We start from the raw sequence: 17240 nt of genomic DNA, 5'->3' as shown, positions 1-17240 counted from the left end.
GCGATTATCATGACGACATGGAAACCAAATGGCTGGAAGACTTTGTCTCTTTAGCTGAAACCAATAGTTTCAGCCGCTCTGCTGAATTGCGTCACGTCACGCAACCGGCGTTCTCGCGTCGCATACAATCGCTGGAGGCGTGGCTTGGCAGCGACCTGATTGACCGTACCTCATATCCGACCCGCTTAACGCATGCGGGCGAGGTATTTTACGAGCAAGCGATTGCCATGCTCGGGCAGATCAATAATGCCCGCGCTTTATTGCGAGGCAAGCGCACCACTACCCAGACCACCGTCGACTTCGCGGTACCTCATACCTTGTCGCTGACCTATGTACCAAAGTGGCTGACGGAACTTGAGTCAGCCTTTGGCGAGATCAACAGCCGTCTGCTCGCCCTGAACGTGCATGATGCCGTGATGAGCCTGGTCGAGGGAGGTTGCGATCTGCTGCTTTGCTATCACCACCCGCGCCAGCCTTTGTTGCTGGATGCCAGTCAGTACGACATGATCAGCATGGGAACTGAAGCCTTGCGGGCTTATGCCCGCTGTGATAAATCCGGTAAGTCCGAGTTGCTTTTGCCTGGCTCAGAAAAATCACCTTTACCATTTTTAGCCTACGCTAATAATGCGTATCTGGGACGGATGGTCGATCTGATTCTGAATGATGCACGCATTCCTTTGCATCTCGATAAGTGCTATGAAACCGATATGGCCGAGGGTTTGAAAATGATGGCGCTCGAGGGTCGTGGCGTCGCGTTTTTACCTGAATCTGCCGTGACGCGCGAACTGAAACAAAAGCAGCTGGCGCGCGCTGATGGCCACTCCAGCGCATGGGAAGTCGAGATGGAAATTCGCCTGTATCGTGAGCGTCCATCGGTGCAGCGGCCCGGCAAGGCAATCGTCTCCCGCTTATGGGAGTATCTGGAACAACTGCATTCACCGCATGCCAGTACCGCAGTCAAGAATGGCAAAAAAGAACGCCGCAAGCCCGCATGAGTGCCGTCCGGCATAAAGTGTTGTGGTGATTTGTCCCGATAAGTCGCTGTAAATTTGACTTAAATTGTCCTAAGCTATTCCTCAGTGTGGCGGAGTTTCGTCGCTACTATGGTTGATGCTGATCTGATAACAGTGTGTGAAAAAGCGGTGAGTTTTTTCTGCAAGTCTGTAGTGAAATCAGGGTGAAATATATCTATGCATTTGTTGCATACATACATGCAAACAAAGCATTGGCGATAAAATGGCCTGTTGTCCTACTATGCATCACCTCATTGGTCACCAATGGTCGTCAACATAGTTAACTTACACAGGAAGGAGACATACCATGTCCAGCCATCACCAAATACCCTCTTATCTTACCCCGCATGAGACAGGTCCTTGGTCAGTTTATCTAGAGCAAATCGATCGTGTTACGCCTTACCTCGGCCATCTGTCCCGCTGGGTAGAGACGCTGAAGCGTCCTAAGCGTATTTTGATTGTTGACGTGCCTATCGAGCGTGACGACGGCAGCATTTCTCATTTTGAAGGCTATCGTGTACAGCACAATACATCTCGCGGCCCCGGTAAAGGCGGCGTGCGTTTCCATCAGGATGTGACACTGTCAGAAGTGATGGCCTTGTCTGCCTGGATGACAATTAAAAACTCCGCAGTCAATGTGCCATACGGTGGCGCCAAAGGTGGTATCCGCGTTGACCCAAAAACTTTGTCGCGTGGCGAACTGATGCGCATGACGCGTCGTTATACCTCCGAGATCGGTATCATCATTGGCCCGGACAAGGATATTCCTGCACCGGACGTCAACACCAATGAGCAGACCATGGCATGGATGATGGATACCTATTCCATGAACGAAGGCCGTACAGCAACTGGTGTCGTGACGGGTAAGCCAATTTCACTCGGTGGCAGCCTGGGTCGTCGCGAAGCAACAGGGCGCGGTGTTTTTGTCGTCGGTTGCGAAGCCGCAGCAAAACGTGGCCTGAATATTGCTGGAGCAAAGATTGCTGTTCAAGGTTTTGGTAATGTTGGCGGTATCGCAGCGCGCCTGTTCGCTGAGGCAGGTGCTAAAGTCGTCGCGGTACAAGATCATGGCGGTACGATTTTCCACTCCAACGGACTTGATGCGCATAAATTGCTCGAACATGTCGCAGCCAATGGCAGTGTGGCGGGCTTTAGTGGTGCAGAGGCTGTGATCCCGAATGATGAATTCTGGTCAGTGGATTGCGATATTTTGATCCCGGCTGCTCTGGAACAGCAAATCACGGAAAAGAATGCCAACAAGATTCGCGCCAAAATTATTCTCGAAGGGGCGAACGGCCCGACTACACCGGAAGCGGATGATATTTTGAGCGACAAAGGCGTGCTGGTTGTACCGGACGTAATCGCGAATGCGGGCGGCGTGACTGTGTCGTATTTTGAATGGGTGCAGGATTTCTCCAGTTATTTCTGGAGTGAAGACGAAATCAATCAGCGTCTGACCCGTATCATGAAAGAGGCATTTAACTCGGTCTGGCATGTGACTGAAGATAAGAAAGTTTCTTTGCGTACGGCAGCCTTCATCATCGGTTGTTCACGCGTATTGCAAGCACGTGAAGTTCGCGGTCTGTATCCATAAGCCAGCGCAGAGTGGCAAGCTTGATTAACATTACGGAGTGCCGTAGTTTGATGCAAGGCTTGACGCTTTAGTGTATCTTCCAGTGCCTTAGAGCAACGGTAAGAGAAATACATCCATCAATGCAAACGCATCGATGGATGTATTGTTTTATTTAAAGTGCTGTTTCCTTACCATGAAAAAACAGTCAGCACGCATTTAAAACAGAATAAAAGTTTGTGAAAATAGAATATTTCAATATAAAAGATCGCGTAAATGTATTTACCATTCTAAAATTCGGGCGCAAGCCATCGTCGTCTCACCTGGGGAATGATTATGAAAGCTAAGTTCTGGATCGTACAAATAGCTGCGCTGAGCGGCTTGGCGAGTTTCATGTCTCCTGCCCAGGCGATTGATACACTGGCCCGCATCAAAGAAACGCAGATCATCACCATTGCCCACAGAGAAGCATCTTTCCCGTTTTCGTATTTATCTGAAAGCAAAAAACCGATCGGTTATTCCGTCGACATTTGTCAAAAAATTGTCGATGCGCTCAAGAAGGAATTAAAGAGCCCGCAACTAACCGTGAATTACGTTCTGGTCACACCAAGTACACGCATCTCAAGTATTGCAGAAGGTAAGGCGGATCTTGAGTGCGGCTCTACGACCAACAATGCTGAGCGTCGCAAACAGGTTGCGTTCACGATTCCACATTTTTTCGCGACTGCGCGAATGCTGGTTCGCGCCGATTCGGGGATCACCAACTGGACTGATCTGAAAGACAAAAAAGTCGTCACCACCAAAGGAACAACCTCAGTCAAGCTCTTGAATGACCGCGATAAAGTGCGCTCGCTGGGATTAAAACTGGTTGAAGGCAATGATCATAATAATTCCTTTGCCATGGTTGAATCTTTCCAGGCAGATGCCTTCACGATGGATGATGTGCTGCTATATGGCTTGCGCGCTAATTCCAAAGAACCAGTGAAGTTCGCCGTCGTCGGAGACTCATTATCGACGGAGCCTTACGCCATCATGTTGCGTAAAGATGATCCCGCGTTTAAATCCTTTGTCGATCGTGAAATTTCACGCATGATGGGTGATGGTGAAATCAATAAACTCTACACCAAATGGTTTCAGCAACCGGTTCCGCCCAAGGGTGCTAACCTGAATATGCCAATGGGTTTTTTATTGCGTGACACGATACGCTTTCCCTCAGACAAGGTCGCGGATTAGTTAGACGCTGTTATCGAGAAATAAGAGTTAATTTCTCGATTTTATCGATGTATTTACGTAGTTATACGTATCGCTTAAGCCAAAAAAAGACAGTGCCATTTGGTCGATTTTGGTAAACTCAGCAGGTGACTTTTTGTCGTAAATCTTTTGACGTAACTTTTGGAGATGGTATGAAATTAACGAATATGTTCGCTTTCCTGATCGCTGCTGGCGTGATTGCTGGTGCAGCACAGGCGCAAGAAACTGGCACACTGAAAAAGATTAAAGATACTGGCACGATCACACTTGGTGTACGTGATTCCTCCATTCCATTTTCTTACCTTGACGACAAGCAGTCGTATCAAGGTTACTCCATCGATCTGTGCATGAAAATTGTCACAGCGGTGCAAAAACAATTAGGCTTATCCAGCCTGAATGTGAAATTAAATCCAGTGACATCGGCAACCCGTATCCCGCTGATGGCGAACGGCACCGTTGATCTGGAGTGCGGTTCCACAACGAATAATATGGAACGTCAAAAGCAAGTATCGTTTGCACCGACGACATTTGTGACTGCCAATCGTATGTTGTCCAAAAAATCCTCAAACGTAAAAACTCTGGCGGATCTGAAAGGCAAATCCGTCGTCTCTACTTCAGGTACATCGAATCTGAAACAATTGACGACACTGAACGCCGATCAAAATCTGGGCATCAACATTTTGCCAGCGAAAGATCATGCAGAAGCTTTCCTGATGGTAGAAACCGGTCGTGCAGTTGCCTTCGTGATGGATGATATTTTGCTGGCATCACTGGCCGCCAATTCTAAATCTCCAGCTGATTACGAAATCAGTAAAGAAGCTTTATCCGTTGAGCCATACGGCATCATGCTGCGTAAGGACGACGCTCCTTTCAAGGCCGCTGTTGATAAAGCGATTTCAAACGTACTGACTTCCGGCGATATCAACCGCATTTACCACAAATGGTTCTTGCAACCCATCCCGCCAAAAGGTATTGCGTTGAACTGGCCTATGTCGGATCAATTTAAAGCGGTCGTTGCCAAGCCAACCGATTCTGGTGAGCCGTCTGCCTATGCCGCAGTACCAGAAGCGCAAAAAGCTGTATTGAAAAAGAAAAAATAAGTCATTAAAAAATTGAAATAAGCCAGCGCACAACGGGAGGCACGCCTCCCGTTTTGTTTAAAGTGACAGCGATATGCTGCAGGCAGGCAATGCGCATGGATTTCGAGTAAAGGGACGGAGATGAATTACAACTGGAATTGGAATATCTTTTGGGAGGCTGCGCCGGATGGCGGCGGCACCTATCTGGATGCGCTGATTTCTGGCTTGCTATGGACCTTAGCAACTGCCGGATTAGCGTGGGTTATAGCCCTGGTATTGGGCGCGGTGATTGGTACCATTCGTACCGCACCGAATAAATGGGCAGCACGTTTTGCCAATGGCTATGTCGAATTATTCAGGAACATTCCTTTGCTGGTACAAATGTTCCTGTGGTATTTCGTGATGCCGGAACTGGTACCTGCAAGCATGGGTAACTGGTTAAAGTCTTTGCCGAATGCACCTTTTATTACCGCTGTTTTAAGTCTGGGATTCTTTACCTCGGCACGCGTAGCTGTCCAGGTATCTGCAGGCATTAATGCGTTGCCACGCGGTCAAAAAATGGCAGGCACAGCATTGGGGCTCACTTTGCCACAAACCTATCGTTATGTTTTATTGCCGATGGCCTTCCGCATTATTATTCCTGCATTGACCAACGAACTGGCGGCGATTATCAAAAACAGTTCCGTTGCATTGACCATCGGTTTGATGGAGCTGACGGCGAGCGCACGGTCTATGCAGGAGTTTTCTTTTCAGGTGTTCGAGGCATTTACGGCCGCAACCCTGATTTATCTGATGGTCTCTGTGATTGCGATTGTCTTGTCGAATGTGCTTGAGAAAAAACTGACTGTGCCAGGATTTATTACGTCTGGTTCGGCGAATGCGGGGGGGCACTAATCATGTTCAGTAATTTTGATTTTGATGTCATTCAGCGTTCCTGGTTGTACCTGTTCAAGACAGGTATGTCCTTCACTCTGGAGCTGACTTTTCTTGCGATGACAGGCGGAATTGTTCTCGGCACTTTGCTGGCGATGATGCGTTTATCCAGCATTAAAGCGGTCAAGGTATTTGCGACCACCTATGTCAATATCATGCGTTCTATTCCGCTGGTACTGGTGATTTTCTGGTTCTACTTTCTGGTACCTTATATTGGCGCATGGATTATCGGTGCGAACGAGCCTGTGCAAGTCGGCGCATTCTCTTCCTGTCTGATTACTTTTGTGATGTTTGAAGCCGCTTACTATTGCGAAATCATGCGCTCGGGTATTCAATCGATTCCACGCGGTCAAATCTGGGCGGGTTATGCGATTGGGATGAACTACTGGCAAACCATGGGCAATATTGTCTTGCCTCAGGCTTTCCGTAACATGATCCCAGTATTGCTGACACAAACCATCGTCTTGTTTCAGGACGTGTCGCTGGTCTATGTGCTGTCGATTACCGATTTTGTCGGTGCTGCATCCAAAGTTGCACAGCGCGATGGTCGTCTGGTTGAAATGTATTCTTTTGTCGCTGTCGTATATTTTATTTTGTGTTTTGCCTTATCTTCTCTGGTGAAGAAACTGCAGACCAAATTTGCGATTATCCGATAAAGAGATGACGGCATAGTTCATCCGCTACTAGTTAACACATTTGAGAAAGGCATCCGCGATCCGCATCGTGGATGCACCGGAGAATAGAATGATTAAATTAAATAATGTCAGCAAATGGTATGGTCAGTTTCAGGTTCTGACGGACTGCACCACCGAAGTGTCCAAAGGCGAAGTTGTGGTGGTTTGCGGACCGTCCGGTTCTGGTAAATCTACCCTGATTAAAACGGTCAACGGCCTTGAACCTTTTCAAAAAGGGGATATCACTGTAGACGGTATTTCTGTCGGCGATCCAAAAACTAACTTATCCAAATTGCGCGCCCGCATTGGTATGGTGTTTCAGAATTTTGAATTGTTTCCGCATCTGTCGATCCGCCAGAATCTGACGATCGGTCAGGTAAAAGTCCTTGGTCGCAGCGAAGAAGAAGCGACTGAAAAAGGTTTGAAATACCTCGACCGCGTCGGCCTGCTTGCGCACAAAGATAAATTTCCAGGTCAGCTTTCTGGTGGGCAGCAACAGCGTGTGGCGATTGCCCGCGCATTGTCCATGGATCCGATTGCCATGTTGTTTGATGAACCAACATCGGCTCTGGATCCGGAAATGATCAATGAAGTACTGGACGTAATGGTAGGTCTTGCGCAAGAAGGCATGACCATGATGGTGGTGACGCATGAAATGGGTTTCGCGAAAAAAGTGGCGAACCGGATTGTGTTCATGGACAAGGGCTTGATTGTCGAAGATTGTGCCAAGGATGAGTTCTTTAATGCGGCGCGTTCTGAGCGTGCACGCGATTTCCTTGCCAAGATCATTCATTAAACTCGGTCACTGTCAGTATTATCAAGTTCGTCATCAAGTCCGGTCATTCAGTTCGATATCACGTACCGTAATCTCAGCTTTGCGAGCTATCGCAAGGCTGAGGATTGCGATGACCAGGTCTGTTCCTTCCATGCCGGACGTCGCCACTAGGTCACTGCTGGCGCTGAAAGCTAATATACTCCCCCTAATTTTATATAAAACAGGCACTATTCCGCAGGTTTTATGTCGGTATTAAAAATATACTGGAGTGGAGTATCTGTCATCCTATAGGTGCTGGGGCAAAAAAGGTAAAATGATGCTTACTTGAAAAAGCGAGCCGCCATGACCTCTCAGATTACTCAGCAAACATCACCGACCTCCCGTAACACCGGACAACATCCCCAGCAGATTACCCTCACTCGTCCAGACGACTGGCATCTGCATTTGCGCGATGGCGCCGCACTTGCCAGCGTCTTGCCTGACACTGCGCGTCAATTTGCCCGTGCGATTGTGATGCCGAATCTGAAGCCGCCTGTGACCACGACGGAGCAGGCGGCGGCTTATCGTCAGCGCATTCTGGCAGCTTTGCCTGCAGGGATGCAGTTCGAACCGCTGATGACTTTATATCTGACCGACAATACGCCGCCGGATGAAATCCGTCGTGCCAAGGACAGTGGTTTTGTACATGCCGTGAAATTGTATCCGGCCGGTGCGACGACGAATTCCGATGCCGGGGTGACGGACCTGACCAAGTGCTACAAGACCTTGGAAACGATGCAGGAAGTTGGCATGCCGTTTCTGGTTCATGGCGAGGTAACGAACCCTGAGATCGATTTATTTGATCGCGAAGCCGTGTTCATCGATCGCGTATTGCAACCCTTGCGTCGCGATATGCCTGAACTGAAAGTGGTTTTCGAGCACATCACGACGACGGAAGCCGCGCAATACGTTGCCAGTGCCTCCGGCCCGATTGCTGCCACGATTACAGCGCATCATTTGCTGTATAACCGGAACGAGATTTTTAAAGGCGGTATTCGCCCGCATTACTATTGTCTGCCTGTGCTGAAGCGCGAGACGCACCGCCTGTCTTTGCTACAGGCAGCAACCTCAGGCAGCGCCCGTTTTTTCCTGGGTACGGATTCGGCACCGCATGCCAAAGGGTTGAAAGAGCATGCCTGCGGTTGTGCCGGTTGCTACACGGCGCTGCATGCGATGGAGCTTTATACGGAGGCGTTCGATCAGGCTGGTGCACTGGATCAACTCGAAGCCTTCGCCAGTTTCAATGGCCCTGATTTTTATCAGTTACCGCGTAATACCGGCACCATTACATTGACACGCGAGGACTGGACTTTACCTGCTGAATTGCCTTTCGTTGATACGACGATTGTGCCACTGAATGGCGGTGAAACCATTCATTGGAAAATGCAGGCCACTGCCGAATTTCAAGTTTAAAACCTTCAAGTTTGAAACCCTCAAGTTTGAAATTTCTAAACCTGATATTCCTGAATCCGATTGTATTTGTATGGTGAGTGTGAGTCAGCTGCCCGGCGATGTAATGCCCGAAGCTCCAGAGCCGGTCTTATTTTATTCCGCGATTGACTGGGCGCATGCCTGGTATGCGCCGGTACGTGCAACAGCGCTTGCTTTGCGAGCGTCAGGTGACTGGCGCCGCTATCTGAACGAGAGCGCACAGACTAAGCTTGTGCAGAATCACAGCCAGCAACCCATTTCTTTTGTCGCACAAGAATGTCTGCCTGAGGGCGTCGCTTATGAGACCTTCATCAGTGACACCGGACAAGTACCGACACGTGAAAATTTGCACGACTTTTTTAACGCTTTGGTGTGGCTGACTTTTCCAAAAATTAAACGGCGATTAAATGCCATGCAGGCTGCTCAAATAACCCTGCATGGCATCGGCAAGTCACGCGGCCCGGCTCGTGATGCTGCAACGATTTTTGATGAAAATGCCGCGTTGCTGGTAGTAGACAACACCGCGCAAGGCGACGCTCTGATCGCCGCATTGCGCGGGCATGAATGGCAACAGGCTTTTGTCCTGCAACGCGCCCTGTTCGGTCGGCAGGCCGAGGTCTGGACATTTGGGCATGCGCTGATGGAAAAGCTGGTGAATCCATATAAGGCAATTACGGCACATACCTTTGTAGTCCGGGCTGATGCGCAATTTTTTATGGCCAGCGATGAAGAAAAGCGGCATTGGTTAGACCAAGAGGTCGCAACACGTTTAAGTGAAATCAGTTTAAGCACCGCGGATTACACGCCATTACCTGTACTCGGTATCCCTGGATGGTGGCAGGATCAGAGTCATGTGTTTTATGCAGATACACAGGTGTTTCGTGCGAAGAAAAGTCCTACATCAAAGGGGCATTAAACAAATAAAGGAGGGCATATGTTAAGTCATCAACGAGTCTTGGAAAAAATAAACCAGCATTGGTTTTATCTGGTCGCGGTTGTGATGGTTGCAGGTGAGTGGATGTTGGTGCGTACAGATAGCTGGCGCATGCCTTTATTGATTGAAGCTGGGGTTGTCGGAGATCTGGCGATTATATTGCCGATACTTTATTTTTTCTGTTACCGGCAAAAAGGGAAGGCTGCTATTGTTCGTGCACTCGCCTTGAGTTGCAGCGCCATATGGATTTGTGGCTACATTATTCCGCAGACGCATCATCACTTGTTGACGAGCTTGTCCTGGTTGCGTTATTTGGGGATGGCCGCAGTGATCTTGTTTGAGTTGCGATTAATGATCTCGCTTTATCGTAGTGTTTTCAAGTCGGATGAATCCGCAGAACAGATCGCTGCAACGATCGTATCAGGTAACGATATGCCTCTCTGGCTGGCACGCCTGATCAGTTGGGAGGCGGCATTCTGGCGCAAGATATGGCAATGGCTGAAGCGGATGTCAGGATCTTAGCTCCATAAAAAAGGATAGCGACACTGCTATCCTTTTTCTTTGATCAGTAGTGCTGATCACGGCTAAAACGAGTTAGGCGTCGCGTGCAGTTTGTAAGAGCTGGAACAAATGATCCTTCAGCACAACGCGTACTTTTTTCAATTCTTCTAATGCCGCATCATTCAAATGATCGATGCCGTTTTCTGCACGATTCACGGCCTTGTCTGTTTCTGCATACTCATCAAACAATTTACTAAAATGTGCGTTGCTGAGTTTAAATGCATGGATCGTATCTTTGAATTCGGGAAATTCAGCCGATAGCGGATGGTGCTCTATTCGCATAACTACTCCTCCATTGGGTGAGATGAAAGTACTTCACATCTCCAGCGTAAAGTGAGTAGCGTTATCAGTGCTGATAGAGATCAAACAGATCCAACAAAGACGTCAGCACGGTTCGCTGACGTCAACATAGCGACTATTGTTCCCGTACCCAGACTTGTGAGCGACCGAATAACGGTGTGCCGATATAGCCACGGACATTGAGTTTTTTATTGTTGTCGGTGACCGAAAGTTTGCTGCGATAAAGTTTGCCATTAGCGGGATCGAGAATGCGACCGCCGTTATATTCGTCACCGTCTTTTTTTAAGCCAAACAAAATCGTCATGCCGATGATAGGCTGATTTTTATTCACGCCATCGCATTTATCGCATTTGGGATTTTGATCTTCTTCACCTTCGGGAAATAGCTTTTCGATTTTCCCTATCAGTTCGCCGCTATTTTCTGAAATACGGATCAGTGCCTTGGGTTTGCCGGACTTGTCATCGATATTTTTCCACAAACCGACGGGCGTATCCTGAGCGAATGCCATTGAGGTGATGCATAGTAGTAGCAGTGCGGCGATGCCTGTTTTTTTGTTCATATTGTCTCCGTTTTAGTTTGACCAATTCCATTTCAGCATTCTGAGTGTTGATTGATGACCGTAACGACACTCATGAAGCCGACATGGGAAGAAGCGGTAAATTTCTGCGACTGATTGTACGTGGCAGTTTTTTTGTCATGTACTAAATAATTAGAGTGTCTACTTTAATGAAGGTAAAACACAACATCTTCTATTATCCGGGGCGAAAAAAAAGCAGCCAGTAGGCTGCTTTTGATGGAGCGAGTGTCAGATCGTCAGGTCGTCAGATCCTCAGAGTGTCACATGGGGTGAGCGTCATTATGCTGCCGGTAATTTGGCAAATTGCTCACGCATTTTTTCCAGTGTTGCACTGAAGCCGGCGACACGTTCCTTCTCTTGTGCGACGACTTGTGCAGGTGCACGTGCGACGAAGCTCTCATTGCTGAGTTTGGCTTGTGCCTTGCTGATTTCGGCATCGAGTTTCGCGATCTCTTTACCCAGGCGTTCGCGTTCTGCCGCCACATCGATCTCAACTTTTAACATCAGTTTGGCCGTGCCGATGATAGACACTGGTGCAGGTGATTCTGGCAGTACATCAAGGACCTGAACTTCCGAGAGTTTTGCCAGCGCTTGCAGATATGGCGCAAAGGATTGCAACTGCAATTTCTCTTCTGCACTACCTGCCTGCAAGAGGAGCGGGACGCGCAGGGCGGGTGATAGCTGCATTTCACCGCGCAGGTTACGGCATGCATCGGTCAGCGATTTGAGTGCGTTCATCCATTCTTCTGCGCCGGTGTGGATATTCGCCGCATTCACCAAAGGATATGGCTGACGCATGATGGAATCGCCCGCCGGATCCAGATGTTTACCTGCCAGCGGCGCTACCGTCTGCCACAACGCTTCAGTCACGAAGGGAATTACCGGATGTGCCAGGCGTAAAATCGCTTCGAGCACGCGCAATAAGGTACGGCGGGTTGCGCGTTGCTGCGCCTCGCTGCCGTGTTGGACTTGTACCTTCGCGACTTCCAGATACCAGTCGCAATATTCGTCCCAGACAAATTTATAAATGGATGACGCAATGTTGTCGAAGCGATAGTCACTGAACCCCTTTTCGATATCGGCTTCTGCATGCTGCAGCATCGAGATAATCCATTTGTCAGCTTGTGAATAATCGAGATCGGCATCCGTCACTCCGGCACCAAAACCACAGTCCTTGCCTTCGGTGTTCATCAGCACGAAGCGGGTGGCGTTCCACAATTTATTGCAGAAATTACGATAGCCTTCGCAGCGACCCAGATCGAAATTGATATTGCGGCCGAGAGATGCGTAGCTCGCCATTGTGAAGCGCAAGGCATCAGTACCATAGGCGGGGACGCCATCGGCAAATTCTTTACGGGTAGCTTTTTCAATCGCGCTGGCTTGCTTGGGATTCATCAAGCCGATGGTGCGTTTGGCGACCAGGTCGTCAACACTGATGCCATCGATCAGATCGATAGGATCCAGCGTATTTCCTTTGGATTTCGACATTTTCTGACCACTGGAATCGCGTACCAGTCCATGTACATAGACGGTATGGAACGGCACCTTACCAGTGAAATGCGCGGTCATCATGACCATGCGCGCCACCCAGAAGAAAATGATGTCGAAGCCTGTGACTAAGACGGATGATGGCAAGAACATTTGCATGTCCTTGGTTTCTTCCGGCCAGCCCATCGTCGAAAACGGAACCAGGGCGGATGAGAACCAGGTGTCGAGTACATCGTCATCACGTCTTAGTGCGCCGGTGTAGTTTGCTGCAGTGGCTTTTGCTTTTGCCTCGTCCTCATTGCGGGCGACAAAAATTTCACCATGGTCACCATACCATGCCGGGATCTGATGACCCCACCAGAGCTGGCGTGAGATGCACCAGTCCTGGATATTGTTCAGCCATTGGTTGTAAGTCGTATTCCAGTTTTCCGGTACGAATTTGATTTCGCCGCTGGCGACTTTTTCCAGCGCGACTTCAGCGATGGATTTGCCTGGAAAGTGAGTGCCTTCCGGTGCGGGTTTGCTCATTGCCATGAACCACTGATCCGTCAGCATCGGCTCAATCACGACGTTCGTGCGGTCACCGCGCGGTACCATGAGTTTGTGCGGTTTGACGGATTCGAGTAAGCCATCTTTGTCCAGGTCGGCCACGATTTGTTTGCGGGCGACAAAACGGTCAAGACCTACGTATTTTTCTGGTATGACTCGTCCTTCAATTTGTAATTGCGAAATTTGATGGTTAATAGATGCATTTTGAATGATTGAGTTAGAAGTGCCACCTCCCGTAAAGCCGAAGTTATTTTCCTCATCAATTAAATCGCCAGATATAATTTTTCCATCCAAGGTTAATATGCTAAACAGGGGTAATTCAATCTCATCCTTGTGTCGTTGCCAAACCGCGTAATCGTTGAAGTCGTGTGCGGGAGTGATTTTCACGCAGCCAGTGCCGAAATTTTTATCTACATACTCGTCGACAATCACTGGAATTTCACGTTCGGTCAGCGGCAATTTGAGCTGTTTTCCGACTAGTGCTTTGTAACGTGCATCAGTCGGGTCAACTGCAACTGCAACGTCGCCAAGCAGGGTTTCTGGTCGTGTAGTGGCTACGACCAAAAAATTGCGATCCTCCCACTCAGTCGCATTGCCCGCTTCGTCAAACGTAATAGGGAATTGGTAGCTTGATCCATCCGCCAAAAAATAGCGGATGTACCACATGGAGCCGTCTTCTTCTTCCGACACCACTTCCAAATCAGACACGGCGGTGCCGAGGACTGGATCCCAGTTCACCAGACGCTTACCGCGATAGATCAGACCTTGCTCTACCAGACGTACAAACACTTCGGTTACGACTTTAGAGCGTGGTGCATCCATCGTAAAGTATTCACGATCCCAGTCAGCCGATGCACCCATGCGGCGCATTTGACCAGTAATTGTCGAGCCGGATTTTTCTTTCCATTCCCAGACTTTTTCTAAGAACTTTTCACGGCCCAAATCATGACGCGAGATTTTTTGTGCATCGAGCTGGCGTTCCACCACAATTTGGGTAGCAATACCGGCGTGATCGGTGCCCGGGATCCAGGCTGTATTGTGGCCGCGCATACGGTAGTAGCGGGTTAATCCATCCATAATCGTCTGGTTGAACGCATGTCCCATATGCAGGGTGCCAGTCACATTCGGCGGCGGCAGTTGTATGCTGAACGATGGCTTGCTGGCATCGGTACTGGCCGTGAAATATCCACGTTTTTCCCACTCCGTACGCCAGAATGCTTCGATTTCGGCGGGCTCAAATGACTTGGCTAATTCCATGATTGGTATCTAGTTGGTTTGCTTAAACAATGATTATAAATGACGAGCGCACTCAGCTCGAGTTTCACGCTGAAAATTGCTGCATAGATTACGTGCCCCTAAAGTGTCTCTATCGTGCTTCGTGTGTCCGCAATGAGATGTCGTTATTATGAAAAATAGCGTAAAAAAGCATCAATTGCGTGTAGTTAAAATGCTAGGATATAGCCCGAATGAAACATAACGGGGATTTTGCCCCTTGGTTTGTTTCTGTCGCGTCTCCATTCAATGCCACAAGCCTTCTGAACGAATAGACATGGTCGGAAATGCAATGATCCGTATCTGCTTGACCGCTTTGGTGCTTGGCCTCTCTCTGGCCGGGCTTAGTCACGCCGGTGAAAAGGAGGACATGGAGCAAATCGATAAGATGCAGGCCTTCGGCGATATCGATAATGCTGCGGCGCTAAAGCAATTCCAGGAATTCGAAGCAAATTTGCCGCCAGAGGCGACTTATCAGGTCAAGTTGCGCACATTAAAGACCATGATCGGCCTCTTATACGATGCCGGTAAAGCCAAGCAGGCAGAGAAAGAGAACGCCGCCTTGCTGGCGCTGGCAACCAGGCAAGGGGATAAAGATTCGATCGCCTTTGCTCAAATCGGCGAAGCCTTGCAGGCACTGGATGCCGGACATCCTGAGCAAAGTATTGCAACGCTGACTGAAATTCAAGCCAGAACAAAGAACAGTAGCGACCCTGAGCTGAGGATGCGCATACAAAATGCGTTCGCCGCAGTGTATGCGTCTACCGCGCGTTTTGAACTCGCGCTGTCACATTATCTGGAGGCGCTGAAACTGACCGAGCAACAACCGCGGCGGCAGATTCAATCTAAATTATATCGACTCAATTCCATCGCGAATCTGTATAACTCGATGAAAAATCCCGAGAAAGCGTTAGCCACTGTGGATGAGGCCTTGAAGTTATCTCCGGTGGCGAGTGAACCCAAAACACTGTCCTCATTAAGGGTCGCGCAAGGCGTAGCATTTGCCCAGCTAGGGCGCAACAAAGATGCCTTGAATGCGTATGAGCGCGCTCTGGCGATCGGTCGCGAAGCTTCGCTCGCCAGTGTTGAGGTGACGGCGCTAGGAAATATCGCAGATCAATATCTGGTCATGCAAAATTTTGTCGAGGCTGAGCGCACCTCCAGGCTCGCCTATGCCAAAGCGGTGGAGATGGATGATGACTACTCCAAAGCATTTGCGACGGTCAACTGGGGATTCGCCTTGGGCGGCCAGGGGAAAATCGCGCAAGGAGCTGAGAAGGTCAATACGGTTATCGCGTATTTTGAGAAGATCGAGGCAAGAGCCGATCTCGAAGGCGTACTGGATGAGCTTGGGCGCATGTATGAAAAAGCGGGCATGTATAAAGAGGCGCTCAGCGTCGTCCGCAGACAACAGGTATTGAGTAATGAGTTATTTCGCTCGGATGGTGCTAAGGCAGTCGCCACGTTGCAAGAAACCTTCAACGCGGATCAGCGGCAAAAACAAATTGAATTACTCGCTCGCGAAAACCAGTTAAAGGACGCGGATATTAAAAATCGCCGCCTGCAGCAAATTATTACTTTGCTCGGTGCAGTGGTGACCGTTATGGCAGGTATATTTATTTTTCTCTTATACCGGCGTGTACGGAGAGCGAATGAAAAATTACTCGAAGCGAATCAGCAGCTTGAGTTTCATGCTGTACGCGATCCACTGACCGGCCTATACAATCGCCGCTCATTTGTCGATCTGATGCGAACCCGCATGATCAGTGCAGAAAAAGACCGGCGTGGCGATGACAGCAGCAATCCCGACTGCCTGATATTGATGGATATCGATCACTTCAAGCAAATTAACGATACCTGGGGTCATGCGGTTGGTGACAGCGTCTTAATGGAAGTGGCGCACCGGCTGAAAAAAGCCGTGCGTGATACTGATATGGTGTTGCGCTGGGGCGGCGAGGAATTTTTAATTTATTCACCGAAATCGCACCCCAATCAACTCACGCGACTGGTGGAGCGCGTGTTGTTTGCGATCGGTGAACAGAATATTCAAGTCGGGGACATATCGGTGCCGGTCACGGTCACTGCCGGGTTTATCTCGCTGCCGTTTTCTGGTATTCCGGAGGAGGTATGTAATTGGGAAAAAGCTATGCAGATGGCCGACATGGCCTTATATCTCGGCAAGGCACATGGCCGCAATCGCGCCTATGGGTTAGCGAAATTGCTGGTGCCGCAAGAGCAGGCAATGAAAGTGCTGGATCATGATTTATCCGCCGCGTTAACAGAGGGCATGGTTGAACTGATTGAAGTTGTTGGCCCCGGTAAGGCTAAAGAAAACGCAGAAACGGAAAAGGTAGCTGAGTAAGTCACTAAAAGGCCGCTCAATCAGCCGCATCAAAAACATGCGGACTTTTAGCGCGGACCCGCTATATAATGCAGCCCATTGTGAACTTATTCATAGCTGGTCAGAAGTAAGGAATGATCCAGGCTAGCTCAACATAGCCAATGCTGCATCCGCTTTGGGCTGTGAATGAATGGCCCACATAAAGAATGTAGTGATCGCAAAACTGATTGTAATAAGCGATCGATGAAGTAAAAACTAAGTAATAACGTAAGTAATAACGTAAGTAAGAACGTAAGTAAGAACGTAAGTAAGAACTGCTAGGGGTCCTGACAGCAATAGTCGCTGTCGGGTGAGAAATACCCTCGAACCTGATCTGGATAATGCCAGCGAAGGGAAGCAAAATCGTACCGCAGTACCCTTGCGCGTACCTCAAGCCTCCCAAGCTGCCATCAA

At 49.0% G+C, this 17240-nt stretch carries 14 protein-coding genes and 1 riboswitch; of the genes, 11 read left to right on the top strand and 3 right to left on the bottom strand.

Going from position 1 to position 17240, the window contains the following annotated elements; all coding sequences use genetic code 11:
• Window positions 1–17: 17 nt before the first annotated feature.
• The 10 genes from ACO0K4_RS06715 to ACO0K4_RS06670 all read left to right on the top strand — a co-directional run bounded on the left by ACO0K4_RS06715 (window position 18) and on the right by ACO0K4_RS06670 (window position 10221).
• A complete protein-coding gene (locus ACO0K4_RS06715) occupies window positions 18–995 on the top strand; it encodes a LysR family transcriptional regulator (protein ID WP_422955842.1) in 978 nt (325 codons plus the stop codon).
• 325 nt (window positions 996–1320) lie between these two features.
• On the top strand, window positions 1321–2607 hold the full coding sequence (locus ACO0K4_RS06710) for a Glu/Leu/Phe/Val family dehydrogenase (protein ID WP_422955841.1): 1287 nt from the start codon (window positions 1321–1323) through the stop codon (window positions 2605–2607).
• A gap of 312 nt (window positions 2608–2919) precedes the next feature.
• The gene (locus ACO0K4_RS06705; RefSeq protein WP_422955840.1) at window positions 2920–3816 is read left to right on the top strand and encodes an amino acid ABC transporter substrate-binding protein; all 897 of its coding nucleotides are present in this window, start codon (window positions 2920–2922) and stop codon (window positions 3814–3816) included.
• Between the two features lie 170 nt (window positions 3817–3986).
• Window positions 3987–4934, top strand: coding sequence for an amino acid ABC transporter substrate-binding protein (locus tag ACO0K4_RS06700; protein WP_422955839.1), 948 nt, complete (start codon window positions 3987–3989; stop codon window positions 4932–4934).
• Window positions 4935–5054: 120 nt separating this feature from the next.
• Window positions 5055–5807: an amino acid ABC transporter permease gene (locus ACO0K4_RS06695; protein WP_422955838.1), complete on the top strand. Its 753-nt coding sequence runs from the start codon at window positions 5055–5057 to the stop codon at window positions 5805–5807.
• Between the two features lie 2 nt (window positions 5808–5809).
• Entirely contained in the window at window positions 5810–6502 is a 693-nt protein-coding gene (locus ACO0K4_RS06690) for an amino acid ABC transporter permease (RefSeq protein ID WP_422955837.1), read from the top strand.
• 88 nt (window positions 6503–6590) lie between these two features.
• Window positions 6591–7316: an amino acid ABC transporter ATP-binding protein gene (locus ACO0K4_RS06685; RefSeq protein ID WP_422955836.1), complete on the top strand. Its 726-nt coding sequence runs from the start codon at window positions 6591–6593 to the stop codon at window positions 7314–7316.
• A gap of 321 nt (window positions 7317–7637) precedes the next feature.
• Window positions 7638–8747, top strand: coding sequence for a dihydroorotase (gene pyrC, locus ACO0K4_RS06680; protein ID WP_422955835.1), 1110 nt, complete (start codon window positions 7638–7640; stop codon window positions 8745–8747).
• Window positions 8748–8850: 103 nt separating this feature from the next.
• A complete protein-coding gene (locus ACO0K4_RS06675) occupies window positions 8851–9681 on the top strand; it encodes a DUF3025 domain-containing protein (RefSeq protein ID WP_422955834.1) in 831 nt (276 codons plus the stop codon).
• An 18-nt stretch (window positions 9682–9699) separates the two neighbouring features.
• Window positions 9700–10221, top strand: a complete 522-nt coding sequence (locus tag ACO0K4_RS06670) for a hypothetical protein (RefSeq protein ID WP_422955833.1) — start codon at window positions 9700–9702, stop codon at window positions 10219–10221.
• A 72-nt stretch (window positions 10222–10293) separates the two neighbouring features.
• Here the strand turns inward: ACO0K4_RS06670 and ACO0K4_RS06665 are convergent, their stop codons facing one another.
• From ACO0K4_RS06665 to ACO0K4_RS06655, 3 genes are all read right to left on the bottom strand, one after another.
• Window positions 10294–10542 (bottom strand): YdcH family protein, encoded by a 249-nt coding sequence (locus tag ACO0K4_RS06665; protein ID WP_422955832.1) that lies wholly within the window; start codon window positions 10540–10542, stop codon window positions 10294–10296.
• A 133-nt stretch (window positions 10543–10675) separates the two neighbouring features.
• On the bottom strand, window positions 10676–11119 hold the full coding sequence (locus ACO0K4_RS06660; RefSeq protein ID WP_422955831.1) for a DUF2147 domain-containing protein: 444 nt from the start codon (window positions 11117–11119) through the stop codon (window positions 10676–10678).
• A 297-nt stretch (window positions 11120–11416) separates the two neighbouring features.
• The gene (locus tag ACO0K4_RS06655; protein WP_422955830.1) at window positions 11417–14431 is read right to left on the bottom strand and encodes a valine--tRNA ligase; all 3015 of its coding nucleotides are present in this window, start codon (window positions 14429–14431) and stop codon (window positions 11417–11419) included.
• 307 nt (window positions 14432–14738) lie between these two features.
• Between ACO0K4_RS06655 and ACO0K4_RS06650 the strand changes: the two genes are divergently transcribed.
• Complete coding sequence (locus ACO0K4_RS06650) at window positions 14739–16808, top strand: diguanylate cyclase (protein ID WP_422955829.1); 2070 nt, start codon at window positions 14739–14741, stop codon at window positions 16806–16808.
• A 288-nt stretch (window positions 16809–17096) separates the two neighbouring features.
• A riboswitch (TPP riboswitch) is annotated at window positions 17097–17199 on the top strand.
• The last annotated feature ends 41 nt before the right edge of the window (window positions 17200–17240 follow it).

It is taken from the genome of Undibacterium sp. RuTC16W (genome assembly GCF_049339445.1).
Lineage (GTDB): Bacteria > Pseudomonadota > Gammaproteobacteria > Burkholderiales > Burkholderiaceae_D > Undibacterium.
This window is presented reverse-complemented; position numbering and strand designations above follow the sequence as displayed.